The 25,160-nt window shown below is 69.9% G+C and carries 25 protein-coding genes; 20 read left to right on the top strand and 5 right to left on the bottom strand.

All coding sequences use genetic code 11. From position 1 onward, the window contains the following. The first annotated feature begins 117 nt into the window (after positions 1–117). From IEY87_RS37005 to rbsK, 9 genes are all read left to right on the top strand, one after another. Complete coding sequence (locus IEY87_RS37005) at positions 118–1,137, top strand: LacI family DNA-binding transcriptional regulator (protein WP_189143498.1); 1,020 nt, start codon at positions 118–120, stop codon at positions 1,135–1,137. Beyond that, positions 1,134–2,045: a carbohydrate ABC transporter permease gene (locus IEY87_RS37010; protein ID WP_225277588.1), complete on the top strand. Its 912-nt coding sequence runs from the start codon at positions 1,134–1,136 to the stop codon at positions 2,043–2,045. The genes IEY87_RS37005 and IEY87_RS37010 overlap by 4 nt, the downstream gene beginning before the upstream one ends. Further along, positions 2,042–2,860, top strand: a complete 819-nt coding sequence (locus IEY87_RS37015; RefSeq protein ID WP_189143499.1) for a carbohydrate ABC transporter permease — start codon at positions 2,042–2,044, stop codon at positions 2,858–2,860. Before IEY87_RS37010 ends, IEY87_RS37015 begins: the two co-directional genes overlap by 4 nt. A gap of 9 nt (positions 2,861–2,869) precedes the next feature. Then, positions 2,870–4,177 carry an ABC transporter substrate-binding protein gene (locus tag IEY87_RS37020; RefSeq protein ID WP_189143500.1) on the top strand — a complete coding sequence of 436 codons (1,308 nt, stop codon included), beginning with the start codon at positions 2,870–2,872 and terminating at the stop codon, positions 4,175–4,177. Further along, a complete protein-coding gene (locus IEY87_RS37025) occupies positions 4,174–5,319 on the top strand; it encodes an ADP-ribosylglycohydrolase family protein (protein WP_189143501.1) in 1,146 nt (381 codons plus the stop codon). The genes IEY87_RS37020 and IEY87_RS37025 overlap by 4 nt, the downstream gene beginning before the upstream one ends. Positions 5,320–5,394: 75 nt before the next feature. Further along, positions 5,395–6,363: an ADP-ribosylglycohydrolase family protein gene (locus IEY87_RS37030; RefSeq protein WP_189143502.1), complete on the top strand. Its 969-nt coding sequence runs from the start codon at positions 5,395–5,397 to the stop codon at positions 6,361–6,363. Next, positions 6,360–7,499: an ADP-ribosylglycohydrolase family protein gene (locus IEY87_RS37035; protein WP_189143503.1), complete on the top strand. Its 1,140-nt coding sequence runs from the start codon at positions 6,360–6,362 to the stop codon at positions 7,497–7,499. The genes IEY87_RS37030 and IEY87_RS37035 overlap by 4 nt, the downstream gene beginning before the upstream one ends. After that, complete coding sequence (locus tag IEY87_RS37040) at positions 7,500–8,828, top strand: ADP-ribosylglycohydrolase family protein (protein ID WP_189143504.1); 1,329 nt, start codon at positions 7,500–7,502, stop codon at positions 8,826–8,828. Next, entirely contained in the window at positions 8,825–9,709 is an 885-nt protein-coding gene (rbsK, locus tag IEY87_RS37045) for a ribokinase (protein WP_189143505.1), read from the top strand. The genes IEY87_RS37040 and rbsK overlap by 4 nt, the downstream gene beginning before the upstream one ends. Before the next feature lie 147 nt (positions 9,710–9,856). Here rbsK and IEY87_RS37050 read toward each other — a convergent pair whose 3' ends face one another. Continuing rightward, positions 9,857–10,210: a hypothetical protein gene (locus IEY87_RS37050; protein ID WP_189143506.1), complete on the bottom strand. Its 354-nt coding sequence runs from the start codon at positions 10,208–10,210 to the stop codon at positions 9,857–9,859. 250 nt (positions 10,211–10,460) lie between these two features. Here IEY87_RS37050 and IEY87_RS37055 point away from each other — a divergent pair, with 250 nt between their 5' ends. The 5 genes from IEY87_RS37055 to IEY87_RS37075 all read left to right on the top strand — a co-directional run bounded on the left by IEY87_RS37055 (position 10,461) and on the right by IEY87_RS37075 (position 14,667). Continuing rightward, the gene (locus tag IEY87_RS37055) at positions 10,461–11,564 is read left to right on the top strand and encodes a hypothetical protein (protein ID WP_194511358.1); all 1,104 of its coding nucleotides are present in this window, start codon (positions 10,461–10,463) and stop codon (positions 11,562–11,564) included. Beyond that, positions 11,561–12,673, top strand: a complete 1,113-nt coding sequence (locus IEY87_RS37060) for a glycoside hydrolase family 43 protein (protein ID WP_225277587.1) — start codon at positions 11,561–11,563, stop codon at positions 12,671–12,673. The genes IEY87_RS37055 and IEY87_RS37060 overlap by 4 nt, the downstream gene beginning before the upstream one ends. Before the next feature lie 87 nt (positions 12,674–12,760). Further along, a complete protein-coding gene (locus IEY87_RS37065) occupies positions 12,761–13,666 on the top strand; it encodes a TIGR03620 family F420-dependent LLM class oxidoreductase (protein ID WP_225277586.1) in 906 nt (301 codons plus the stop codon). Positions 13,667–13,829: 163 nt separating this feature from the next. Beyond that, on the top strand, positions 13,830–14,201 hold the full coding sequence (locus IEY87_RS37070) for a winged helix-turn-helix transcriptional regulator (RefSeq protein ID WP_189143508.1): 372 nt from the start codon (positions 13,830–13,832) through the stop codon (positions 14,199–14,201). A gap of 229 nt (positions 14,202–14,430) precedes the next feature. Continuing rightward, positions 14,431–14,667 (top strand): hypothetical protein, encoded by a 237-nt coding sequence (locus IEY87_RS37075; RefSeq protein ID WP_189143509.1) that lies wholly within the window; start codon positions 14,431–14,433, stop codon positions 14,665–14,667. Positions 14,668–14,758: 91 nt separating this feature from the next. On the opposite strand, the gene IEY87_RS37080 is transcribed toward IEY87_RS37075, so the two are convergent. Continuing rightward, positions 14,759–15,391 (bottom strand): TetR/AcrR family transcriptional regulator, encoded by a 633-nt coding sequence (locus tag IEY87_RS37080; RefSeq protein WP_189143510.1) that lies wholly within the window; start codon positions 15,389–15,391, stop codon positions 14,759–14,761. Between the two features lie 226 nt (positions 15,392–15,617). Between IEY87_RS37080 and IEY87_RS37085 the strand changes: the two genes are divergently transcribed. Further along, positions 15,618–17,033 (top strand): flavin-containing monooxygenase, encoded by a 1,416-nt coding sequence (locus IEY87_RS37085; protein WP_189143511.1) that lies wholly within the window; start codon positions 15,618–15,620, stop codon positions 17,031–17,033. Positions 17,034–17,118: 85 nt separating this feature from the next. Here the strand turns inward: IEY87_RS37085 and IEY87_RS37090 are convergent, their stop codons facing one another. Next, positions 17,119–18,732, bottom strand: coding sequence for a hypothetical protein (locus IEY87_RS37090; protein WP_189143512.1), 1,614 nt, complete (start codon positions 18,730–18,732; stop codon positions 17,119–17,121). Positions 18,733–19,179: 447 nt separating this feature from the next. Here IEY87_RS37090 and IEY87_RS37095 point away from each other — a divergent pair, with 447 nt between their 5' ends. Beyond that, on the top strand, positions 19,180–19,830 hold the full coding sequence (locus IEY87_RS37095) for a hypothetical protein (RefSeq protein WP_189143513.1): 651 nt from the start codon (positions 19,180–19,182) through the stop codon (positions 19,828–19,830). 63 nt (positions 19,831–19,893) lie between these two features. Here IEY87_RS37095 and IEY87_RS37100 read toward each other — a convergent pair whose 3' ends face one another. Further along, positions 19,894–21,471 (bottom strand): NsdA family TPR-like regulatory protein, encoded by a 1,578-nt coding sequence (locus IEY87_RS37100; protein WP_189143514.1) that lies wholly within the window; start codon positions 21,469–21,471, stop codon positions 19,894–19,896. A gap of 238 nt (positions 21,472–21,709) precedes the next feature. Here IEY87_RS37100 and IEY87_RS37105 point away from each other — a divergent pair, with 238 nt between their 5' ends. The 3 genes from IEY87_RS37105 to IEY87_RS37110 all read left to right on the top strand — a co-directional run bounded on the left by IEY87_RS37105 (position 21,710) and on the right by IEY87_RS37110 (position 23,661). After that, positions 21,710–22,291 carry an ATP-binding protein gene (locus IEY87_RS37105; protein WP_189143515.1) on the top strand — a complete coding sequence of 194 codons (582 nt, stop codon included), beginning with the start codon at positions 21,710–21,712 and terminating at the stop codon, positions 22,289–22,291. Between the two features lie 108 nt (positions 22,292–22,399). Then, positions 22,400–22,528 carry a hypothetical protein gene (locus tag IEY87_RS46855; protein WP_263652593.1) on the top strand — a complete coding sequence of 43 codons (129 nt, stop codon included), beginning with the start codon at positions 22,400–22,402 and terminating at the stop codon, positions 22,526–22,528. Continuing rightward, positions 22,525–23,661 (top strand): methyltransferase domain-containing protein, encoded by a 1,137-nt coding sequence (locus tag IEY87_RS37110; protein ID WP_189143516.1) that lies wholly within the window; start codon positions 22,525–22,527, stop codon positions 23,659–23,661. Before IEY87_RS46855 ends, IEY87_RS37110 begins: the two co-directional genes overlap by 4 nt. A gap of 33 nt (positions 23,662–23,694) precedes the next feature. Here IEY87_RS37110 and pyrF read toward each other — a convergent pair whose 3' ends face one another. Then, a complete protein-coding gene (pyrF, locus tag IEY87_RS37115) occupies positions 23,695–24,501 on the bottom strand; it encodes an orotidine-5'-phosphate decarboxylase (RefSeq protein ID WP_189143517.1) in 807 nt (268 codons plus the stop codon). A gap of 171 nt (positions 24,502–24,672) precedes the next feature. On the opposite strand from pyrF, the gene IEY87_RS37120 reads away from it, so the two are divergent. Continuing rightward, positions 24,673–25,149, top strand: a complete 477-nt coding sequence (locus IEY87_RS37120; RefSeq protein WP_189143518.1) for a DUF2283 domain-containing protein — start codon at positions 24,673–24,675, stop codon at positions 25,147–25,149. The last annotated feature ends 11 nt before the right edge of the window (positions 25,150–25,160 follow it).

Here is a 25,160-nt window from a genome sequence, read left to right on the forward strand (position 1 = left end):
TGACCTGGCGTTATGCGATCGTGACTTGACCCAGGGGTACGGTCAGAGTTTCATGTCCCAAAACACCGTAAACGTTTACAGAAATGTGGAATCGTTTACGTTCCTGGAAGGACTGCCTTGGCCGAGGGACCCACGATCACGACGATCGCCGAGCGCGCCGGCGTCTCCATCGCCTCGGTCTCCCGAGTGCTGAACGGCCTGCCCACCAGGCAGGAGACCGTGCGCAAGGTGATGGCCGCCGCCGAGGAGCTCGGGTATGTGCGCAACGCCGTCGCCCGCTCCCTCAAGTCCCGCCGCACCCATCAGGTCGCCTTCGCCATGGCCGACGTCGGCAACCCGGCCTACCTGGCCATGTTGCGCCAGATTCAGCCCGTGCTCAAGGCCGCAGGCTACCGGATCGTGCTGCACTCCACCGACGCCGTCGTCGCCGACGAGATCGACGTGCTGCACAGCCTCGGCGAGCGCTACGTGGACGGGCTGATCATGAGCCCGCTGCGGGTCACCGGCCGGCACCTGCAGATGCTGGCCACCGCCAGAGCGCCCGTGGTGATCATCGGGTCGGTGCCCGAAGGCACGCCCGTCGACAACGTGCGCGCCGACTCCCGCACCGGCGTCAAGCTCGCGATCGACCACCTGCACGCCCTCGGCCGCCGCCGCATCGGGATGGTCAACGGCCCGCCCGACACCGTGCCGGGCGCCGCCCGCGGAGCCGCCTACATCGAGGCGCTCGAAGCCTGCGGTCTGCCCTATGACGAGAACCTCGTCCAGATCGGCGACTTCTACCGCGCCGAAGGCGGCCGGGCCGTGGCGGCGCTGCTCGACCGGGTGCCCGACCTCGACGCGCTGATGTGCGCCAACGACCTGATCGCGCTCGGCGCCCTGGACGTGCTGCGCGCCGCGGGCAGACGGGTGCCGCAGGATGTGGCCGTGGTCGGTATGGACGACACCGACCTCGCCGCGGCCTCGTGGCCCTCGCTCACCAGCGTCTCGCTGGGCTCCGCCGAACGTGGCAAGGCCGCCGCCGAGCTGCTGCTCGACCGGCTGCAGCACGGCGAGCGCGAGCCCCGGGTGGTGACCGTACCGCCCCGTCTCGTGGTGCGTGCCTCCACGACGGGCGAGGAGGAGGGCGGGACGTGACGGCCACCGCGACCAAGCCCGCGCCGCCCGCGCGGAACGCGCGCGGCGCCGGCGGACCCCGGCGCAACCGCGAGATGTGGGTGCTCATGCTGCCCGCGCTCGTGCCCGTGCTGCTGTTCAGCGTGGGCCCGCTGCTGTACGGGATCGGGCTGGCGTTCACCGACGCCGAGTCCGGCAAGAACCACGTCACCGGCTTCGTCGGCCTGGAGAACTTCGGCGACCTGCTCGCCGACGACACCTTCTGGGCGTCCATGCGGGTCGGCCTCATCTGGGCCGTGACGGTGACCGTGCTGCAGTTCCTCGCCTCGCTCGGGCTGGCGCTGCTGCTGAACCAGAAGCTCTGGCTCACCGGGCTCGCCCGGGTGCTGACCGTGGTGCCGTGGGCGATGCCGCCCGTGGTCATCGGCCTGATGTGGCGGCTGGTCTACCACCCGGACGCCGGCATCGTGAACAGCACGCTCGGCACCGACATCAACTGGCTCGCCGACTTCACCTGGGCGCTGCCCGCCGTCATCGTCATGGGCGTGTGGAGCGGCATGCCGCAGACCACGATCGTGCTGCTGGCCGGCCTGCAGACCATCCCCAAGGAGCTGTACGAGGCGGGCGAGATGGACGGGGCGGGCACCTGGCGCAAGTTCTGGAGCATCACGCTGCCGCAGCTGCGCCCCATCATCGTCACCATCACCTCGCTCGACTTCGTCTGGAACGTCAACCAGTTCAGCCTGGTCTACGTGCTCACCCAGGGCGGTCCCGGCGGCCAGACCAGGCTGCCGATGCTGTTCGCCTACGAGGAGGCGTTCCGGTACGGCTTCTTCGGCTACGCCGCCGCTCTCGGCGTCAGCATCGTGATCGTCGTGCTCGCCCTGCTCGGCGTCTATCTGTGGCGGCAACTGAGGGAGGCGTCATGAGAAGGATCTCCCAGTACGTCGCGCTGCTGGCGTACATGGTGTTCCTGGCCTTTCCGCTGGTGTGGCTGCTGTCCACGTCGCTGAAGACGCCGCAGGAAATGGCCGGCCTCGACCCGACGTGGATCCCCGCCGAGCCCACCCTGGCCAACTTCGCCGACGCGTTCGGCGAGCAGGACCTGGTCGGCGCGGGCGCGCGGAGCCTGGTCGTGGCGCTGGCGAGCGCGCTGCTCACGGTCACCGTGGCGCTGCCCGCCTCCTACGCCCTGGCCCGCTACCGGGGCACGCTCAAGCAGGTCGCGCTCGGCTGGGTGCTGGTCAGCCAGGTGTTCCCGTTCATCTTGATCATCATCCCGCTCTTCATGGTGCTGCGGCAGCTCAACCTGACCAACACGCTGGTCGGCCTCGTGGTCGTGCATGTGACGTTCACGCTGCCGTTCGCGCTGTGGATGCTCCAGGGGTACGTGCGGTCGGTGCCGCGCGAGCTGGAGGAGGCGGCGGCGGTGGACGGCGCCGGCCGCATGCGGGCGATCGTCAGCGTGGTGGCGCCGCTGCTCGCGCCCGGCGTGGTGGCGACCCTGCTGTTCTCGTTCATCTCGTCCTGGAACGAGTTCCTGTTCGCACTGGTGGTCCTCAAGGATCCCGACGTGATGACGCTCCCGCTGACGCTGGTGAGGTTCACCGGCCCCGAGGGGGTGTCCAGGCTCGGCCCGCTGGCCGCGGCGTCGCTGATGGCGACGATTCCGAGCCTGATCTTTTTCGCAATCATCCAGCGTCGGCTGAGGTCTGGCCTGATGGCCGGCGCTGTGAAGGGCTAGGAGGCTCTCATGCGTATCAAATCCGCGTTGGCGGCGGCGGTCGTCGTCGCCCTGGCCGCCGGGTGCGGCGGCGGCGGGGACGGCGGGTCCTCCTCCGCCCCTGACGAGCCCGTCAAGCTCGACTTCCTCAGCCTCGCCTGGCAGAAGGAGTCGGTTGCGGCCAACAAGCAACTGGTCGAGGAGTGGAACAAGGCCAACCCGAACATCCAGGTCACCTACGTCCAGGGCAGCTGGGACAACGTCAACGACCAGCTCGTCACCTCCTTCGAAGGCGGCGACGCGCCCGACGTCATCCACGACGACTCCCCGGCGCTGTCCGGCTTCGCCACCAAGGGCTACCTGCTGGAGCTGAAGGACAAGCTGCCGGCCGAGCTCAAGAGCGACATCCCGCAGAGCGCCTGGGACACCGTCACCTTCGACGACGGCAAGGGCGCCAAGGGCGTGTACGGCGTGCCGTTCCTGCAGGAGTCGACGGTCATCATCGCCAACAAGAAGCTGCTGGACGCCGCCAAGGTGCGCATGCCCACCCCGGCTGAGCCGTGGACGTGGGACGAGTTCGCCACCATCGGCAAGAAGCTCACCAAGGGCGACACCTACGGCGTGGCCTGGCCGATGAAGTCCCCGGTCAACAAGACGCTGAACCTCGCGCTGAACTTCGGCGGCACCTTCTTCCAGACCGGCGCCGACGGCAAGACCACGGTCAAGGTCGGCCCGCAGGAGAAGGAGGTCCTGCAGCGCATCCACGACCAGCTCTACAAGGACAAGTCCGCCGACACCTCGGCGCTCGGCATGGGCACCGCCGACCCGCTGCCCGGCTTCTTCGCCGACAAGTACGCGATGCTGCCCGTCGGCGTCTACCTGCGTCAGCAGGTGGCCGAGCAGGCGCCCGACGACTTCGAGTGGGTGACGCTGCCGCCGCTCAAGGGCACTGGCTCCGAGCAGGGCGCCGTCTCCCAGACGCTGTCGGTCGCCGCTGACAGCGAGCACCCGGACGAGGCGCTCAAGTTCATCTCCTTCTTCCTGAACGGCCCCAACCAGGCCAAGCTCGCCAAGGGCGACTGGCTGCTGCCGACCTCCCAGCAGGCCGCCGCCGACCCGGCGATCACCACCGAGGAGAACGGCTGGGACGTGGCCACCGCCTCCGCCAAGAACCTCGTCGTCGCGCCCTTCCTCAAGGTGAACGGGTTCGACGAGTGGAAGTCCAAGGTGGCGACGCCCGCGCTGCAGGAGTACTTCGCCAACAAGATCAGCATTGACGAGGTGGCCAAGAAGCTCGTCGAGGACGGCAACGAGGTGCTGGAGCGGTACCAGCGGTGACGTCTGCGGATAGAACCCTTCGAGGCGGGATTTTTCGGGACAGGGCCCGGGGGTGTCTGCTCGGCCTCGCGGCCGGCGACGCCCTCGGGGCGCCCGCCGAGAACCTCTCACCGGCGGAGATCCGCCGCCGGTGGGGGCGGCTCACCGAGATCGAGGGCGGCGGCACGGACGACACCGAGTACGCCATCTTCGCCGCCTCCCTGCTGGTGGATCACGGGCACGGCCTGACCTCGGCGCTGGTGGCCGCCGCCTACCGGGAGCGGATCGTCCCGCTGGCCGAGGGGCCGATGCGCGGGGCGGGCTTCTCCGAGCTCGGCACCGTCCAGGCGCTGCGGCGGGGGCTGGAGCCGCCGCTGACCGGTCTGGTGCACCAGCACGGCTGGTCCGACGGGCTGGCGATGCGGGCCGCGCCGTACGGGATCTTCTGTCCTGGCGATCCCGGTGAGGCGGCCCGGCTCGTGGAGGAGGACGGCCGGGTCAGCCAGTCGGGGGAGGGCATACTCGGCGGCCGCGCGGTCGCGGGGGCCGTGGCCGCCGCCATGACGGGCGCGCCCCCGCCGGACGTGGTCGAGGCCGCGCTCGCGGTGCTGCCCGCCGACTCCTGGACCGCCAGAAATATCGTACGAATCCGCGACGTCATCGGCGCTGCCGCCGGCCGCGAGAGCGGTGGCGAGGCTGTCAGCCGCGAGATGAGAGGCGAGGCCGTCGGCGGGGATGCCGGGGCCGGGGCTTCGGGGCTTGTGGAGGCGCTGCACGAGGCGGTCGTCGTCAAGCACTACCCCTGGACGGACGTGGCCCCCGAGGCCGTGGCGCTGGCGCTGGCCGCCTACCTGGCCGGCGGGGGTGAGGTGGAGGCGTCGGTGACGTTCGGGGTGAGCCTGGGCCGGGACGCCGACACCATCGGCGCCATCGCCGGCGCGATCGCCGGAGCTGGACAGGGCGAGCGAGGCGTGCCCGGCCGATGGGCGGCGCGCATCGGACCGGTGACGGGCAAGTGCCTGCCCGCCGTCGCGGGACGACATGTGCTCGACGTCGCCGACGAACTGGCGGCGGCACTGGACCACGCCCACCGACCCCAGGACGGGACGGCGGCGGCATTGGACGACGCCCGCCGGCCCCAGGACGGGACGGCGGCGGATTGATGGCGGACCGGACAGGGGTGGGTCGATGATGGGACCGGATCGCGCCGGCGAATCGGCGGAAGGACTGTAGACATCATGTCGGGGGACAGGATCACGGGAGCCTTCATCGGGCTCGCCGTGGGTGACGCCGCGGGCTGGCCCGCGAGCAGGCACCGAGCGGCGCTGCACGCGCCCTGGAGCAGGCGGCTGCACCGCGAGCTGGACGTGTTCGCCGAGGAGCACCGGGTCACCACGCTGCCGGTGCCGTTCGCGCTGAACCAGCCGGTCGGGCCGCTGGCCGTCGGCCCGTCCGACGACGCCGAGTGGCTGGCCTGGACGGTGCTCGGCCTCGACCGCCCGAGGGCGGAGGCGTTCAGGAGCCTGGCCGGGCGGACGGACATCAGGGCGCGCGTCTCGGTGGCGACCGCGCTGGACAACCTGGCCAGGGGCCTCGAACCGCCCGCCAGCGGGCACGACAACCCGCACCACTTCGACGACGCGGCCGCCATCAGGGCCGTCGCCTTCGGCGCACTCGGGAGAGACCCGCGCGAGGACGCCCAGGTGACCAACTCCGGCGACGGCGTGCTCGGCGCGCTGGCCGTCGCGGCGGCCGTGGCCGAGGCGGTGGCGACCGGCTCACCGGCCCGGATGGTCGGCGCCGCGCTGGACGTACTGCCGGAAGAGACCGCCATCGGGCACAACGCGAGGCTGGCGCTGAAGGTCGCCCGTGCGGCGGGCGACCCGTTCGGCGCGGTGCCCGCGCTCGACGCGGCCCTGCTCGACCACGTCTACAGCTACGGGGTGGGCGCCGCGCAGACGGTGCCCGTGGCGCTGGCGCTGGCCGAGGTGGCGCAGGGCTCGCTCGGCCGGGCCGTACCGGCGGCCGCCTGCCTGGCGGCGCTGGCCGACTCCGCGCCCGCGCTGACCGGCGCGCTGACCGGCGCGTGCGGCGGGTACGGGGCCATCCCGGAGGGGTGGAGGGCGGCGGCGGGCACGCTCGCCGGCTGCTGTCTGCCCGAACTGACAGGCTTGGATCTCATGGACCTGACGGAGGGACTTTCATGACGCCGCTTGAGGACAGGGCGATCGGCTGCGTGGCGGGGGCGGCGGTCGGTGACGCGCTGGGCGGCGCCACCGAGGGCTGGACCCCCGAACAGATCGTGGGACGTTACGGCGGGCTGGTGGAGGGCATCGTGCCGCCGTTCAACGAGGACTGGCGCAACGCCCGCCCCATCGCGCCCTACCACAAGGGCGACGGCCACATCACCGACGACACCTTGATGACGCACGCGCTGATCCGCGTCTACGAGCAGGCGGGCGGCCACCTCGACGCCTACGCCGTGGCCGAGCACCTGGTGCCCGAGCTGATGGGCAAGCGGCAGTGGGTCCCCGAGCTGGAGGCGGAGGCGCTGCTGCTGCAGCGGATCTTCCTCGCGGAGAAGTGGATCGTCGCCCGCCTGCACTACGGGCACGTCGACCCCCGCGAGGCCGGCGTCGGCAACATCGTCAACTGCGGCGCGGCCATGTACGTCGCGCCGGTCGGCATCGTGAACGCCGCCGACCCCGACGCCGCCTACGCCGAGGCCATCGACCTGACCGGCGCGCACCAGTCCAGCTACGGCCGCGAGGCCGCGGGCGTGATGGCGGCGGCCGTGGCCGAGGCCATGCGGCCGGGCGCCAGCGCCGACTCCGTGGTGGCGGCCTGCCTCCGGCTCGCCAGGGACGGCACCAGGGCGGCCATCGAGTCCGTCTGCGAGGCGGCCCGCGGCCTGGGCCACTGGGACGGCTCGTTCGCCGCCCTGCGCGCCGCCGTACGGCCCTACGACACGGTCGCCGACACCTACCGCGACCAGGGGCTCGGCGCCCGCCGCCCGAGTCGTACGCACAGCATCGAGGAGCTGCCGCTGGCGCTGGGCTTCCTGGTGATCGCCAAGGGGGACTTCCGCGAGACGGTGCTGGGCGGCGTGAACTACGGCCGGGACGCCGATTCGATAGCCTCGATGGGTGGCGCCATCGCCGGCGCGCTCGGCGGCCTCGCCTCCGTGCCGGCGGAGTGGGTCGAGCAGGTGGGCACGGCCAGCCGCACCGACCTGCTCACGCCGGGCCGGACGATCGCCGCGGTGGCGCGCCGGGTGCACGCCGACGACGTGGCCCGGCGCCGGGCGCACGAAGCCGCGTTCACCGACCTTCTGGAGACCTGAATGATCCGGCTCACCTGGGTGCAGCCTGAAGACCTGGTGGGGCACGAGCTCCGCCAGGCGGCCGAGGACGGCCGGGACGCCGGCCGGATCGCCGAGCGATGGCACGCCGAGGGCGGCCACGACGCCCCGCCCCGCGCCGGGGCCTCCGAGCCCGGCGCGCAGAAGCTCCGGCCGCTGGCCGAGCGGCTTCTGGACGAGCTGGACGCGATGGACTCGCCGCTGGACGAGCCGACGGACCTGATCGCCATCATCGCCGCCTGCCCCGGCTGGCCGCAGCCGAGGCCCGGCCACGTCGCCTCCCGCGATCGCGTGCTCGGCGGCTGGCTGGGCCGCTCGGCCGGCTGCGTGCTGGGCAAGCCCGTGGAGAAGCTGCCGCGCGAAGGCGTCAGGGAGCTCGCCGAGGCCACCGGCAACTGGCCGATCCGCGGCTGGTTCACCGCCGAGGGCCTGCCGGACGAGGTCGCCGAGCGCTGGCCGTGGAACCGGCGCAGCGCCGTCAACTCCCTCGCCGAGAACATCGACGGCATCCCCGAGGACGACGACCTCAACTACGCGCTGCTCGCCCTGTCCGTCCTGGAGCGGCACGGCCGCGGCTTCACCACCGACGACGTGGCCAAGCTCTGGCTGGACGAGCTGCCGGCCGGGCGCACGTTCACCGCCGAGCGGGTCGCGTACCGCAACCTGCTGGCGGGCGTCGAGCCGCCGGAGACAGCCACCTACCGTAACCCGTTCAGGGAGTGGATCGGCGCGCTGATCAGGGCGGACGTGTACGGCTGGGTCAACCCCGGCGATCCGGGCACGGCCGCCGAGTACGCCTGGCGCGACGCCCGGCTCACCCACACCGCGAACGGCGTCTACGGGGCGATGTTCGTCGCCGCCATGTGCGCCACCGCGCTGGTCGCCACCTCCGTGGAGGAGGTGGTGGCGGCCGGGCTGTCGGTGGTGCCGCCGCGCTCCCGCCTGCATCTCGCCGTACGGCAGGCGGCCGAGGACGCGGCCCGGGAGCCTGACTTCGAACGGGTCCTCGACCTGCTGCACGAACGCCACGGCGGCCTGCACTGGGTGCACACGATCAACAACGCCGCCCTGATCGCCGCCGCCCTCATCCACGGCGGCGGCGACTTCACCGCCTCCATCGCCGGCGCGGTCGCCGCGGGCTGGGACACCGACTCGGCCGGCGCGACGGTCGGCTCCGTCGTCGGGGCGCTGAACGGCGGCGTCCCCGGGCAGTGGACCATGCGCGACAGCCTCGCCAGCAGCCTGACCGGCTTCGACGGCATCGGGCTGGAGGAGCTGGCGCGCCGTACCCAGGAGATGATGCATCCATGATCACGGTCTTCGGCAGCGCGAACATGGACCTGGTGGCCTACGTCTCCAAGGCCCCTCAGCGGGGTGAGACGGTCACCGGGCGCGAGTTCCGGACGATCCCCGGCGGCAAGGGGGCCAACCAGGCCATCGCCGCCGCCAGAGCGGGCGCGAAGGTGACGTTCCTGGGCGCGGTGGGCGAGGACGCCTTCGGCGCCGAGATGCGCGACGCCCTCGCCGCCGCCGGCGTGGACGTGAGCCTGCTGCGCCAGGTGCCCGGCGTGAGCGGCATCGCGCACATCGTGGTGGACGACGCCGGCGGCAACTCGATCATCGTGGTCCCCGGCGCGAACGGCACCATCAGCGCCCCCACCAGCGACGAGCGCGCCGTCATCGCCGCCTCCCAGGCGCTGCTGCTGCAGCTCGAACTCCCGATGGAGGCCGTCATCGCCGCCGCCAGGGCGGCGCGCGAGGCGGGCGTCCCCGTCATCCTCACCCCCGCCCCCGCGCAGCCGCTGCCGAACGGCCTGCTGGACGCGGTCACCCTGCTGATCCCCAACGAGCACGAGGCCGCCGGCATCACCGGCACCGCCACCCCGGAGGCGGCCATGGACGCGCTGCTGCGGCGCGTCGACGAGGCCGTCATCACGCTGGGGTCGGAAGGGGCGCTGTACGGCGCGAGCACGGGGGAGCGGATCTGGGTGCCGGCGGTCAAGGTCCAGGCGGTGGACACCACGGCGGCCGGGGACACCTTCGCCGGGGCGTTCGCGGTGGCCCGCGCCGAGGGCCGCGACGCCGAGCAGGCGCTGCGGTTCGCGTCCACGGCGGCGGCGCTGTCGGTGCAGCGGCCGGGGGCCAGCACGTCGATGCCCGCCCGCGCGGAGATCGACGCCGCGCACGCCTGACCGGACGAACCTGGTCGGCGCCCAGAAGGCTGGCATCGTGGCGCGCGGCCTGGTTCACAAGCCGCCTGCCCTGGGGACCCAAGGCCGCGTTCGCCGGGGAGCTCCCGCCCGCGCGGCGCGGCGCGGACGGGAGCCAGGCGTCATCGGCTAGCAGAGGGAGTTCCAGTTGATCGCCTTGCCGGCGGCGGCCTTGATCAGCCGGCACGCGAGGGCGGCCAACCCGCCGGTGTAGCCCCCCACGATGGTGCACACCGCCATGCCGAACAGCTGGTAGACCGCGTAGACCGCGCGGGCCTGCCAGCAGTTGAGGGCGGCCAGGGCCGTGGCGTCCGACGGCATGGCGGGCGCCTGGGGGATCGCCTGGATCTGCTCGGCGCTCAGTCCCGCCGCCAGCTCGTCCAGCACCGCCTCGGCGCCGTCCCCGAACTGCGCCAGAACCTCGGCCACGGCCGGGTTCTCCCGCAGTGCCGCCTTCTTGTCGTCTTCAGTGGCGAGGGTCATCCGCTTCTCCTTGTCTCGTCGTACCGGCCGACAGGTGATCGACCGGCGTCCTGACACCCAGGAAAACCAGCCGGCCTGGATGTCCAACAGCTCCTCGGACGGACCCGTCCGCAGTCGAGCCACTCCCGGCCGAACCGAGACGACCGCACGCCAACCACCGACAACTCTCGGTCATTGTTTGTACGCTGTGCGTAGCGGAACGGTGCTGCCGGAGCGGTCCGGGTCAAGAGAGGGCAAGGTCCGGGAAGTGATGCGTAAGGCTCCTGAAGGCAGTCAAGATCCTGGGCCTGACGAGCAGGCGCCCTCCGGGTCCGGCTTGGCACGGGTGAGCTGCCACGAGGACCTGGTCAAGGCACTGGCCGAGCAGTTCGCCCGAGCCGATGTGTCCCTGCGGGAGTTGCAGGCGCGGGCGGACCGGGCGGGCGGCGTCCGGCTGCCACGGGCGACCTGCGCGGACATGCTGGCCGGGCGGCGTTTCCCCAAGAAGGCGCTGATGGTGGCGTTCCTGCGGGCCTGCCGGGTGCCCGAGCCGCAAATCCCGGCGTGGGAACGGACCTGGGAACGGGTACGCCTCACCCGGATGCCCCTTGGGCAGGACCCTACGACCGACTCCTCCACCGGCGCGCCCCCCGAGGACCAGCGCCGGACCGCCGGCGGCACGCCACCTGAGGGCCGCGGCCGTCGCTGGACCGTCGGCGGCGCGCCGGCCGAGGATCGCCGGACCGTCGGTGGCGCGCGGCCCGCAGGTCGCGGCCGGCGCAGAGCCATCGTGCTGGCAGGGGCGATCACGGTGGTCGTGGGCGTCGGTCTCGTGCTGACCGCGGCGCTGCGGGGCGGCATGTCCGAGGGGCTGCCCGGCGACATCGTCGACGTCGGGCACATCGTCAGCGACGACGGCCGCGCGTTCGGCGGCGGCGGCTCCAGCCGGTTCACCGTGACCGTCAGTCCGGCCAACACCGGCGTACGCCTGATCCGCCGCCTGGACGTGGGCGTCCCCCTGCAGCACGCCACCATCACCGTGAACGGCGCGCCCGCCGGGGCCTGGCGGCCGCTGCTCGGCGACGACCTCTACAAGTGGCGGAACCAGATCGTCGAGCTCCCCCCGCACCTGACCGCCGGGCGACGCTCGCTCACCATCGTCAACGCCTCGGTGGGCTCCTCCGACTTCAACGAGTTCCGCTACATCGTCAAGCACAAGGTCGACGATGTCTGGTCGATCATCGACACCATCGACATCGGCCCCGACCACACCGCCGACGAAGCCATGCACGGCTACCGCATCGTCGGGCAGGGCTGGCTCGGCACCCAGACGTTCGCCTACCCGCCCCGCACCGAGGACTGGAACATCGAGTGAGCACGCGACGATCGGAGATCCCCATGCGCCGGCTCTTCCTGGTGTTGGCCCTGCCGGCGACGATCGCCGTACCTGCCGGCGATGTTCAGGCGACGATCGCCGTACCTGCCGGCGATGTTCAGGCGACGATCGCCGTACCTGCCGGCGATGTTCAGGCGACGGCCGCCGTACCTGCCGGCGACGTCGGCGCGACGGCCGTCGCGCCTGCCGGCGACGTCCAGGCAGCGACCGCCGCGCCGCCTGCGGCCGTCCTCCCCGCCGACTTCCCCGACCCGGACGTGATCCGGGCCGGGTCCACGTTCTACGCCTACTCCACCAGCAGCGGAACCCGGCACGTTCCCGTCGCCGCGGCGCCGTCCGCCACCGGCCCCTGGACCGTGCGCGGGGACGCCCTGCCCGCCAAGCCGTCCTGGGCGGTGAGCTGCGAGGCCGACCCCGACTGCGGCTTGTGGGCGCCCGATGTCTCCCGCCGTGCGGACGGCAAGTACCTCATGTACTTCACCGCCCCGAGCGCGACGGCCAAGCGCAGGTGTGTCGGCGCCGCCCTCTCCTCCGGACCACTCGGCCCCTTCCGTCCCCTGGGCGACGGCCCCATCGTCTGCGACCCCGGCGAAGGCGGCGCCATCGACCCGGCGAGCTTCGTGGACACTGGCGGACAGCGATACCTGCTGTACAAGAACGACGGCAACGCCGTCCGCAGACCGGCGATCGTCTGGCTCCAGCGGGTGCTCCCCGACGGGGTGACCTTCGTCGGCCCCCGCAAGGAGCTCATCCGCAACGACGACCCCAGGGAAGACGGCATCGTCGAAGCGCCTGTCCTGGTCAAACGCTCCACCCGGTACGTCCTCTTCTATTCCGGCGGCCCCTACACGGGCGACCGCTACTTCACCGGCTACGCCGTGTCCCCCTCGCTCACCGGCCCCTACACCAAGTCCGCCTCGCCCCTGATGACGACCGCCACCCTGCACGGCGCGGTCCAGGGGCCGGGCGGCGCCGACGTGCTCGGCGACCGCGTCTTCTTCCACGGCTGGGTGAACGGAGCACGCTGGATGTACACAGCGCCCCTGAACTGGACCGACGACGTCCCCGCCGTACGCCAGGCCGGGTAGGTGAGCTGGAAAGCTCGATCGCCTGTCATGCGCCGTACACCGCCGAAGGGCCTGTGATAGTAGTGGCGAGTGAGGCGGTGAGCTGTGGTGATTGATGTGGCGGCGCTCAAGCGGCGTATGGGACGGGTCGGGGTCTGGAGCAGCGCGCTGGGCGGGGAGTCCGCGGCATTCGAGCGCGAGGCGGCCGCCGAGGTGGAGCGACTGGGCTTCGGAACGCTGTGGGTGGGGGAGACCCCGACCGGCAAGGAGGCGCTGGTCCATTCGGCGCTCCTGCTGGGCGCGACGCAGCACCTGATGGTCGCCACCGGGATCGCCAACATCTGGGTGCGCGACGCGACCGCCGCCGCCAACGGCGCGAACGCGCTGGCGGAAGCGTTCGACGGCAGGTTCGTGCTCGGCCTGGGCGTGAGCCACGCCCCCGTCGTGTCGGCGCGTGGCCATGACTACCGCAGGCCGGTCTCGGCCATGCGGACCTACCTGGACGCGATGGACGCGACGAAGTACGGTGGCCCGCTGCCGGAGCCGGCGCCACTCCTGCTCGCCGCCCTCCGCCCCAAGATGCTGGACCTCGCCGCGCAACGCACGCAGGGGGCGCACCCGTACTTCGTGCCCGTCGAGCACACCGTGCGCGCTCGTGCGATCCTCGGCCCCGATCCAATCCTGGCGCCGGAGCAGATGGTGGTGCTCGACACCGATCCGGCGCGGGCACGGCGGACCGCCCGCCGTTTCATGTCCCTCTACCTGAGGCTGCCGAACTACGTGAACAACCTGCTTGACCTGGGCTGGAGCGACAAGGACTGCGCTGATGGCGGCAGCGACGCGCTGGTGGACGCCATCGTGGCCTGGGGCGAGCCAGAGAAAATCATCGATCGAGTACGGGCGCACCTGGACGCCGGCGCGGACCACGTCTGCATCCAGCCGCTCACCGACACACCCCGCGAGGCCCTGGAGCACCTGCGCGTCCTGGCCGCCGCCGACCTGGTCTCGACCTGACGCAGCCGTGTGCCGGCCGGAACAGCCGTAGTGGGCTCACACTGAGGAGCCGACGATCACCTTGCCCACCGCACCGTTCCGCGAGGCGAGCTGCTCCACGGCGGTAACCGACTTACTCAGCGTAAGCCTGTCCAAAGCTGGGGGACCGGCTTACGCTAAGTAAGTGACTTCCCCGAGAACGACCCCGCCGCGCACCCGGTGGGACCACAGCAACGAGGCCGAATGCCGCAGCGCCAGCCGTGCCCTGGAGGTCGTCGGCCAGCGCTGGGCGCCCGGCGTCCTGCTCGCACTGGCTCGCGGCGCCGAGCGGTTCACCGAGATCGCCGCGTCGGTGACCGGCATCTCCGCGCGCATGCTCACCGTCCGCCTGAAGCAACTCCAGGACGCGGGACTGGTCGAGCGTACGGTCGTCCCCACGACCCCCGTCTCGGTGCGCTACGGCCTCTCGCCGCGGGGGGCCGATCTCGTCGTCGCGCTGCAACCCATCGCCGACTACGTCCAGCGGTGGGACGACGACGCGGCCGCGCCGGACTGACCTCCGGCGCGTCAGACCCGGCGGTGGCACCACGGCTGCGGGCGGCAGGGGAGTCGTCCATGTGGGCCGCTCCCCATCCGCCTTTTCTGGGGTGCTTGCAAGAGTCTTCCGGAGGAAGACGCCGAGGATCAGCGTTTCCGGTGAATCAGCTCTGAGTTGACCTGGTGTGATTCAGGCAGGTGAAGAGACCGTTCGGTATCAGACGGTGTTGAGCGGGCAGTGCCAGGGGATGAGCGAGACACCTGAGGCACAGTCGGAGGCGGCGATCGGCCTGGGCGGGGAGAGTGATGTGGTCGCCGAGCGGTCCGGCGCCACCACGGAGACGGGCCGCCGGCCTGTCCCCGCCGACCCGCCGGAGGCCACGGACGAGGCTGACGACGAGGACGAGGCCGACACCGAAGAGGCGGCCGACGAGGAGAACGAAGAGGACAAGGTGCCTCACCCCGAGGCCGGTCCGACGGCCTAGAGGTCGGGCAGCCTTCCGCCGGCTCAAGCCTTCGCTGCCGGCCCTGTCGGGGTGAGGCCGCAGGAGCGCAGGGCGAAGATCGACGCGTCCCTCACTTGAGGCTTTCGGCGTTTCGGGGTGAGCTCGTCCGCGGCCTGGTGAGACTGGCGAAGTAGTCCGTGAAGTGGCAGAGGCTGTCTTCGACCGCCTGGTCATCGCGGTCGGTGAGCCAGCCGAGAAGAAGGCCGTCCATCGCCGAGGTCATCATGCGGCTCAGAACCGGCAGCGGGACCGACCATTCGACGTCGGCGGCTTCCCCGATCGCGAGCAGCAGTCTTTCGGTCTGCTCGAAGTACTGCTGGTACTGCCACGCGGCCAGGTCGGCCAGGTCCGGATCGCGCATGACGAAGGTCGTGAACTCGTAGGTGAAGATCTGGCGTCCGGGTCGCGCCTTCACGTGGGACCAGCCCCTTTCCATGCTGGTGCGCACGGCCGCCTCGGCGGTGGAGCCGAGGTCCGGGACGGTCACCGCCGCGTCGACCATGTCGACGACGATCACACGCACGAGTTCCTGGTAGAGCTCCTTCTTGGAGTGGAAGCAGTAGTGGAACACACTCTGGTGAACCCCGGCCTCGGCGCAGATCGCCCTTGTCGTCGCTTTTGCGATGCCCACCTGCGCCATGGTGTGAAATGCGGCTTCGACCAGGTCCTTCCGTCGTTGCTCCACCGACACGCGTGCCGACACGATCACTCCATCTCCGTTGATGCGGCCGGGATCGACCGAGCCGCCGCCGAGCCTCTGGCGCACAGGCTATCGGGCGCGACGCGCACTCCCACCCACTATAGGTCAAGCGACATAGTCAGGCGACTTGGTCACTTGACTATGTTGTGGATCGGGCTCTAGCGTGCTTCCCCAAGGGCCTGGAGAAACTTTCTGGGGCTGCCCTTGACCACAGGAAGGGGAGAGCTTCATGACCACGAAACCTCAGACCACCGATCGTGTCTGCGTTGTCGGAGCCGGACCTGCGGGGCTGGTCGTCGCCCGACAGCTGCGTGCCGCCGGGCTGCCGTTCGATGTGTTCGAAAAGCACTCTGACGTCGGTGGGATCTGGGACCCGGCGAACGAGGGCAGCCCTGTCTACCGCACCGCTCACTTCATCAGTTCGAAGTACACCAGCGGGTTCTACGGCCACCCCATGCCGGAGGAGTACCCGGACTACCCCTCCTGGCGCGAGATCCTCCAGTACATCCGAGACTTCGCCCAGGCTGAGAACCTGTATGAGCACATCACGTTCAATGCCGAGGTCGAAAGCGCCGAACTGCTCGACGACGGCACGTGGGACGTCACGGTCGGCGGCGAGAGGCGTCACTATCGGGCCCTGGTCGTGGCGCCGGGCGTCACCTGGCACCCCAGCACTCCCGAGATCGCCGGTCGGGACACCTTCACCGGCCAGGTGATGCACTCGTCGGTGTACTTCGACAGCTCGACCTTCGCCGGCAAGCGCGTGTTAGTCGTCGGGGCGGGCAACTCCGGAGTCGACATCGCCTGCGACGCCGCGGCCGGCGCCGACAAGGCGTTCCTGAGCGTACGACGTGGATACCGGTTCGTGCCCAAGCACATCTTCGGAGTTCCGTCGGACGTGTTCATCAACCGCGGAAGGCCGCTTCCGGCGGGCGTCACCCTGCCCGACGACCCGGGCGCGCTCGTCGACGCGCTCGTCGGCGATCTGACCCGCTACGGCCTCCCCGCACCGGACCACGAACTGACGGCTTCCCACCCCATCCTGAACGACCAGGTCATCCACTACTTCCAGCACGGCGACCTCACCGCGAAACCAGACGTCGAACGGCTCGACGGTGGCGATGTCGTCTTCATCGACGGTACGCGTGAACACGTCGACGTGGTCGTGCTGGCCACCGGCTACGAGTACAAGATCCCGTTCGTGGACGAAGCGCTGTTCGAATGGAAGAGCGGTCACCCGCAGCTGTACCTGAACATCTTCAACTGCACGGTCGACTCGCTGTACGTGCTCGGGTTCATCGAGTTCGCCGATGCCGCCTACCACCGATTCGAGGAGATGGCGCAGCTAGTGGCGATGGACCTGACCCTTGAGGGGGCCGACAAGGAGAAGTTCTCGGAGTTGAAGCGCACCCATCAGCCGAACCTTCGAGGCGAGATGACCTACATCGACACACCCCGCCACGCCAACTACGTCGAGACGAACGCCTACCAGGCGGTCCTGGCCGAAGTTCGAGGCCAGTTCGGCGTCGCCGACCTGCGCGACATCTACGGCCCTGAGGAGATCACGCTGTCCCGGCGCCCCGACCCCGCGCGCGCCACATCGCCGACCACCGGCCCGGCGCCCTCACTCAGCACGTCGCGGTAGCCGACGGGAAGCCGTCCACCAGCAGGTGCGGGCGAAAGGACGGAGCTTCAGCGACGCCGGCGCTTCCTGGACAGGACGAACGTCGTCAGGTGCCGAGCAGGTCGTGAATGCGCCAGCCGTCTTCGTTACCGACTATGCGCATGGCCAGCTCCGCCCGGCTGGCCAGGTCGAGTGGGGCGGCCCCAGCGACCGCGTGACCGTGAGCGAGCCGGTCCAGAGCCGCGCCGACGAGAGGCCCGGCAGTTCGTACGGTTGCCGCAAGGGCGATCGACCGGGTGGAGCCGCCGTGCAAGACGATGTTCCGCTGGCGGTACAGCCGGCGAAAGCTGCCCCGGAGGTAGCCGTTGACCCGGCGAAGAGTGATCGATGGCGCTGCGACCAACTCCTGCATCCGCTCGAAGGCCGCAGCGGTGGTGAGGTCACTGGCGGGCCTGCCTGGCTTCGTGGCCAGCCACTGGACCAGTCGCTGTGCGCGCTGCCGGTTGTTGCCCTCTATCGCGGCGAGGTCCCGGTGGAGCCGAGGGTCGGCCGCACGGATCTTGCGCTCGTAGCTCAGCGCGGTCAGCTCGGCGCGCGGCCATCCGGCCGCCACCAGCGCGGCGGCCCGATCGGCGGACACGGTGCGCCCCTCGTCACGGTCGGCCTCGTCGGTGTCACAGAAGTGCAGTGATTCCAAGGCGGCCCAGGCACCGGCGACGGCATTGCTGGGCGAGCTCTCCGTGAGCGGGGCGGCCAGCTCCAGTGCGTCGTCTATGCGTACACCATGTGTGCCGCTTTCGGGCAGATCGTAGAGTACGCCGACGCGCTCCAGGGACAGGACAGTGACGGCGGGGTCTCCGCGGCGGAAATTCTGAGGCTCGGGCAGGCCGGACAGGAAGATCTGTGGGTGTACATCAAGAACTGTCTGTCCGCGCCGATAGCGCACCCGGTTCCGGATGCGGTCGAAGCGCTCGGTGATCTCATGCAGAGCCGAGACATGGTCGCGGGCACGGACACGGAAGAGCAAGCCACCGCTGGCGCGAACGGAAGTGACGGAGGGGAACTCAGAGGAAAGCCGGTGGCCCACCTCCTCCTGTGCCATCCAGTGGGAGGACTTGAGCGCGGCCTGGGCAGCAGGAAGCTTGTCCTGCAGGATGATCATTCCTTCGTACTCGCGTTCACCGAGTGACTCAAGCTCCATAAACAGTTCGATCAGGTCGACGGCGGTCCCGTTGCGGCCGAGACGAGACTTGACCTGGCCGTACAGGAAGTCTTGATGGAATCCCTCATCGAGCAGGTGAGCGGAGATACACCGGGCGGAACGTTCCACATGGACGGGTTGGGTGGAAACGAGATCGCGCCAGCGTCGTAGGTAGCCGTCAGCGGTCAAATCGGCGATAAGTGCCAGCGTGCGCTGGCTTCGCGCGCCTGATTTCAGGGGAGAAGAGCAGGTTCTATGGATCTCGCGACGCAACTCGCTGTCTCCGATGGCGCTATCGGTCTTGAGGCGTGGCAGAAGCGATTCGCGGGCATACCAGGCGAGGGAGGCCGGAGACAGGACGTGTCGTCCGACCCAGTCGGCTGCTTCGACCGCCTCATACATCGACAGAACCGTCCCCACATCCCACAGGCGTCGATGCCACGGCTGCCAGGATTCCAGTAGTTCGCTGACCCGTGCGCGCACAAGGGCGTCGGTGTCGGGCGGGGCGACAGTCGCCACGAAGTTCCTCCAGCCGGATGACATGTTCGTGTTATCGGTTGCGGTCGAGTACAGCGGGGAATTATCCTCGGTAGAACTTAGGCAGGGGAGTCGTCCATTCGGGCCGCTCCCCACCGCCTTCTCTGGGCTGCTCGCAAGTCTTCCTGAGGAAGACGTCGAGAGTCAGGGTTTCCGCTGAATCAGCTCTGGGCTGAGCTGGTACGACTCATGCAGGTGAGCGGACTGTTCGGTATCAGATGATGCCGAGCGGGCAGAGCCAGGGACCGAGGAGGGCGCGAGGTGCCCCACCCCGACGCCGGCCCGACGGCTTAGCCCATTTTCCGCACGCGCCGCTGGACCGTCTCCTGTCAACGGCCGGCCAGCCCGGTGGGAGGCCACACCTCGCAGACGGTTCCGCGATTTCGTGCCATCGTCGGTTCGCTCACCGATCTTCAGAGAGGCCATCACGTGGATGTTCGACGGCCTTCGGCCGATGAGGTGTACGGACGCTACCGGCGGCTTGTCAGCGATCCCGAATTGGATGTGGCGATGTGCTGGACGGTCGTGGTTCCGGGTGACGGTGCGGACTCTCTCACCCTGTATGAGGTGAGCGCGCGACTGGGCGGGGGGACCGGCCATGAGCTGCACGGATCGGCGAAGCCCAACATCGTCAATCTTCCCCTGCCGCACCCAGGCCCGCGCGGGGTCATGGATCGATCCGGTGCGGCAGTCGTCCTGTACGGGCTCGACCATCTCGGATCCTCGCCCGGAGCGCTCCGGCGGCTGGCGTCGAATGCCCGGGTCTACAGCGCCTGGTGGAACGTCAACTCTGTGAACCGCCTGTCCCTTGCCGTCGACGGCGAGGTGCTTGTTTCGATCGACGGGCTGTTCCCAGGAAATCCTGAGGATCACCCGAACCTGGCGCGGTGGCCCGAACTGGCGGCGATGAGTGAGTTCTTCGACTTCGAGGACGAAGACTGGACCGGGAGAGACGACGGCTGGAGCTGGAAAGCAGGTTTCCTGACGGCCATCGAACTGGCCACGGGGGTGCGACTGGACCACCGGTGGCTGGACACGGAACACCCCTATCTAGCCCTCCCGGACCCTGTTCCAGAGTGAAGCGCCTTTACCGGGGCTCAAAGACATTGCCTTCCATCGGCCTTGCCTCACCGCCCCATCCGCTCAAGTTCTTGCTGCCGGCCCTGCCGAGGTGAGGCCGCAGGAGCGCAAGGTCTCATCCAGTTGGTGGACGTATGTGGTGGTCGCCCAAGGTTCCAGCCGGGCTCGGGCCTGGTGGATCTCCTGGGCCAGGCGGGCGGAGCTGTGCTGCTTGGTGATGTCGGCGGCCTCGGTCAGCCGGGCAGCCGCCTCGGGGATCTCCTTGGCCGCCGTCAAAGCGCGGGCGTACCGGGCGAGTGCGAACCCATGAAGCCTCGTGAACCTGGGATCATGCCCGGCCAGATAACGCTCTGCCGCGTTCACGGCGTCTCGGGGTTGATTCAGTCGGATCAGCAAGGTGCTCCTCCTGGATTCCACTACGGGTGGCGCGACCCAGTACAAGAACGTCGGCTCGTTCTCTTTCGGAGCTCCGGCTGACGCGAGCGCGTTCTCATGCGCGCGGGCACTCCCAGAGGCATCACCCTCGGCGGCGTGGGCGAGCGCGCACAGCGCTTGATGCAACGAGGTGAGCAGCTTGCTCGGAGATCGGGCGGCCCAGCTCTGCAGGGCGAAGGCATGGTCGAAGACGGCGGCCGTCCGGTTCTGGTCAGTGGCCATCCTGCCCAGCCAGTAGTGCATGAAGGCGATCAACGTCGGATCTCCGAGATCGAGTGCCGCACGCAACCCGTCACGCAGGGGCTGTTCGGCTGCCGTGTACTCACACAGGTCGTAGGTCAGGTAGCCGGTCAACTGCGATAGTTGTGCGTACGTGTCGAGCAACCGGTCGCGCAGGCCCGGTGCCATCGACTCGCGGGCGAGGAGTTTGCCGACGGCCGTTCGCTGTCCGTTGACCGCTGGCAGCAACGTCGCGGGGCCGGAGACGTCGTCGGCTCGCCGCGCCTGCAAGGTCAGCTTCTCGAAGGTCCGTACGGTGGCCTCGTCCATCCGCCAGGTGTTGCGCAGTACGCCGGCCAGGCGTTCCTCTTCCTCAGGGGTGAGGATGCGCAGCAGGCTGAGCGCCTGACTGCCGCCGAAGACCAGGGCCAGTTCGAAGAGCAGCTCGCGTCGCTTCACGTCGGCCTCCTCGGCGCCGGTGGCGTGTAGCAGCCGTACGCACGCTGCGGCGTCCAGGGGCGCCGTGTCAGCGGCGGTGACTGCTGCGCTCTCGTCCATGGTGACATGGCGTGGAGCAGCGGTCCGGTTAGCGTCTGAGGCTCGGAAGTCCGCCCGGTCGATCACCTCATGATCTGCGGCTCCGTACGATGCCAGCCTCGCACTGGGCACCAGGTTGCGGGCGGTTGTCTGGTAGACCATGGCCAAGGCGGCGAGCAAGCGTGCGGGTGGCCTACGCCCGGTGTGCGACTCGAAGTCGTACAGGCGTGACTCCCGAAGTGCGGCGGTGCCCGCCGGATCGGCGTCGTTGACCAGCGCGACCACGTCGGCCGCGGTGTGGCCGTGTGCCAGCCGATACAGCCGCAACGGGGTGACGTCGTGGGTGAGCGCGATCACCTCGGCGATCTGATCCCAGGTGAGACCTTTCTCCCGGAGCCGCTGACTCCACACCCGGGTCTGCTGCAGCACCAAATAGCCTTCACTGGCCATCCGCCCCACCTCCATCAGACATTGGCCACCGAGTGTAATGCGACGGTCACATTGCGCACTAGGTCGAGCATGCCTGGGGGCACGGCGGGATGCCGATCATGAACGCTGACGGATTCGCCCAGGTCGGCGCTATGCCGGTAGGGGAGGCTCAGCAACTTACGGTGGGGATCACCATCGCTTGTCTGGAGGGGCAACCTTTCGGTGACACATCGATCCTCTTCCCCACGGAGAAGTCCCAGTGCATGTCGCCGCCGCCCTGATCATCCCCCGGCAACACGAGCAAGATCAGCCGTGCCACGTCAAACGCGAGCTCGTCGATGCGATGATCGACCTACACCCCGGCGGCCTGGTCTGGCGGCGCACCTTCCCCGGCGCTTTCGCCCAGATCCCGACCGCCCGCCACTTCACCCGCTTCCTGCTGCTCGACTCCCCCTGCCGGGACGACGCCGAGCAGATCATCGCCGAGCTCAGCGCCAACGCCGTCCAGCACACCAGCAGCGGCCGTCCCGAGGGGACCTTCATCGTCGAGATCGTCCGTACGACCGCCACGATCACCCTTTCGGTCTACGACTGCGGCTGGGGCGGCGTCCCCCGCTTCGGCGCCCCGTGCCGGACCATAGCTGAGCACGGCAGGGGCCTGGCCATCGTCGCCGCACTCGCGCACCAGGTCGGCTACGAGGGCGACGACGCAATCGGCCACAGAGTGTGGGCGAAGATCCACACGCGCCGTCAGTTCGAGAGCCACCCGGCGCCCGCGCTGGGCTGTCACTGTCAGTGCGTGGACATCGGTCGGTGGCGGACGGCGGCGGGAGGAAGCTGAGGGTGACGAGCGGACAGGGCGCCATCTCCTTTGGGCTGCTTGCTCGGAGACTTCGAGTGTCCATACGATCACGCTCAGCAAGGCCGCGTGGAGCGAAGGGAGATCACTGTGGGTAAGCACGAGGGCGACAAGAAGCACGACTACGAGACGTTCAAGCCTGACAAGGATCAGTCGCACGACGGCAACGCCGAGGGGGGCGGCACGCGGGAGAAGCCCGCCGACGGCGGCAAGAAGTGACCGACCTCGGCCCTCTGCTGGACACCATGATCGCCCGGATCGAAACGGTGCGGTCGCCGATGGAGAGCCGGATCGAGCGCGCCCTGCGGTCGGTGCCGCGGCACGAGTACGTTCCACCGGTGGCGCTGATCGTCGGCAACGATCGGCCGCCGATCCTGATCGACCGGGAGGCCGACCCCGAACTGTGGCTGCGCGGCGTCTACACCGAGACGGCGCTCGTGACGCAGCTCGACGACGGCGCGACCGAGCTGCGCGACCTGGACGGCAGTTACAGCTCGTCGTCGTCGGCGCCCGCGACGGTCGCCGACCTGCTCGAACTGCTCGATCCCCGGCCGGGGGATCGCGTGCTGGAGGTGGGCACCGGTACGGGATGGACGGCCGCGCTGCTCTGCCACCTGGCGGGGGAGGCGAACGTGACCTCGGTCGAGGTCGATCCGTCCCTTGCCGAGGCGGCGGCGAAGAACCTCGCCGCGGCGGGTCTGCGGCCGCACCTGATCGTTGGTGACGGTGCCGATGGGGCTGCTGAGCGCGCCCCGTTCGACCGCGTGCACGTCACGTGCGCCGTGCGGACGGTGCCGTACGCCTGGGTCGAGCAGTGCCGCCCTGGAGGGGTGATCGTCACGCCCATGCAGATGGGGGTCGGTGAAGGGCACGTGCTGCGGCTGGTCGTGCTGCCGGACGGCACCGCGCAGGGCAGGTTCCGCGAGTACGCCTCCTACATGACCATGCGGTCGCAGCGGTATGTCCATCTGCCGGACCCGGAAGGGGTGCAGCCGCGGGAGAGCACCACGCGCGTGGACCCCCGCATGATCGCCGGTGCGCCGCCCGGCGCGAGGCTGACGATCGCCGCACTGGCCGGGGTGCGGCTGGACACCCGCGCCGAGCCGGAGTGTTTCAGGGCCTGGGTGTCCAGCACCGTTCGTCCGCAGGAGAAGGCCCTGGTCATCTGGGAGGAGGGACGAACCGAGTACACGCTGTACGAGCTGAGCGACCGGCAGGTGTGGGAGGAGGTCGTCGCCGCCTACTTCCAATGGGTGAGGTGGGGCGAGCCCCGGCGCGACCGGTTCGGTATGACGGTCGCCCCCGACGGGCAGCGCTACTGGCTTGATACGCCGGGCCGCGTGATCGGCTGAGTCGAGTGACAAGGGCCGGACGGGTGGAGGATGTCACGACGAGAGATGGTGGACGCACTCGTCCCGGTAGCGTTCCGTTCGCATGCGTAGCTTGGCCGGGTCCGCCAGGACAGCTCGGGAGGCCGACGGGACGACCGCGTGTCGTACGGGGGCGAACAGGCGGCCGATGTCGGCGGGGGAGGCGCCCTGGGCGCCCAGCCCCGGGGCCAGGACCGGGCCGTTGAGGTGGTCGAGCGGGTAGCCAGGGTCGAGGACGGTGGCGCCGACGACGACGCCGATCGAGCCCAAGGGGGAGTGGCCTGTGTTGGCCGCCCGTACTCCTTCGTAGATCTCGCCCGCCACGGCGCTCTGCAGGGCGGTGGCCTCGGGGTTGGAGGTGCGGGCGAGGACGAAGACGCCGGCGTCGCTGGCGAGGGCGGAGGTGATGGCGCCCCGTAGGCTGCCGAAGCCCAGGTAGGGGCTGAGCGTCACCGCGTCGGCGGCGAGCGGGCTGCCGCGGTCGAGGTACGCCTCGGCGTAGGCGGTCATGGTGCTGCCGATGTCGCCGCGTTTGACGTCCAGCAGGACGAGCGTGCCCGCGTCCCGCAGGTCGGCGATCGTCTGCTCCAGCACGGCGATGCCCCGGCTGCCCCAGCGCTCGTAGAAGGCCGACTGCGGTTTGACGACCCCCACCAGGTCGCTGACCGTGTCGACCACCGTCCGGCTGAACCGGTCGAGGCCGGCGGGGGAGTCGTCGAGTCCCCACGCGTGCAGCAGTTCCGGGCTCGGGTCGAGCCCGACGCAGAGCGGTCCGTGCTTGTCGAGCCTCGCCCGCAACCGTGTGCCGAACGATTCGTTCACCTTGGGCCCCCTCACGACCTAGGCAGACTAGTGGGCGGAAGCCGTATGTATGGGGGTTTGGCGGCTGATACATGGGGCTCCCACCTTCCTAAGGATCCGGCATCTCGGGCATATCGGCCAGAGTTCATAAGAGGGCGGTCTTTCGGGGCGGCCGACGGGTAGTCACCTGGCATGTACGAGATCGCCCAGCGGACGCTCACGTTGTGCACCGACCCGGCCGGGGAGGTGGTCGTCACGATCGGCCTGCCGTACGAGGAGCCGACGGGCGAGTGGTCGTGCCCGTACCGGATCGACGGGCTGGCCGGCTGGGAGCACGAGCGGAAGGTGACCGGGGTCGACTCGCTGCAGGCGGTGGAGCTCGCGGTCGCGACCACGCGCGCCGCGCTCTCCGGCTCGCACGAGGCCAAGGAGGGCCTGCTGAACTGGGACGACGAGCCGACGGGCAGCCGCCCGCAGATCGTGTACGTGAACTGGGAAAAAGGCCAGAACATCGCTTATATCGCGATGAAGCATGAAATCATGCCAGGCGATGTGGTGCGCCAGATCGTGGCCGACGAGGTCGTGCTCGACTACGCGGCGTCCGGTGAGCTGCTCGGCGTGGAGCTGACCAACGCTCACACCCTTCTGCCGTCGGAGATGCGCATCTGACTAACCTCGGA

The sequence above is a fragment of the Nonomuraea glycinis genome (assembly GCF_014646515.1).
GTDB classification, from domain to species: domain Bacteria; phylum Actinomycetota; class Actinomycetes; order Streptosporangiales; family Streptosporangiaceae; genus Nonomuraea; species Nonomuraea glycinis.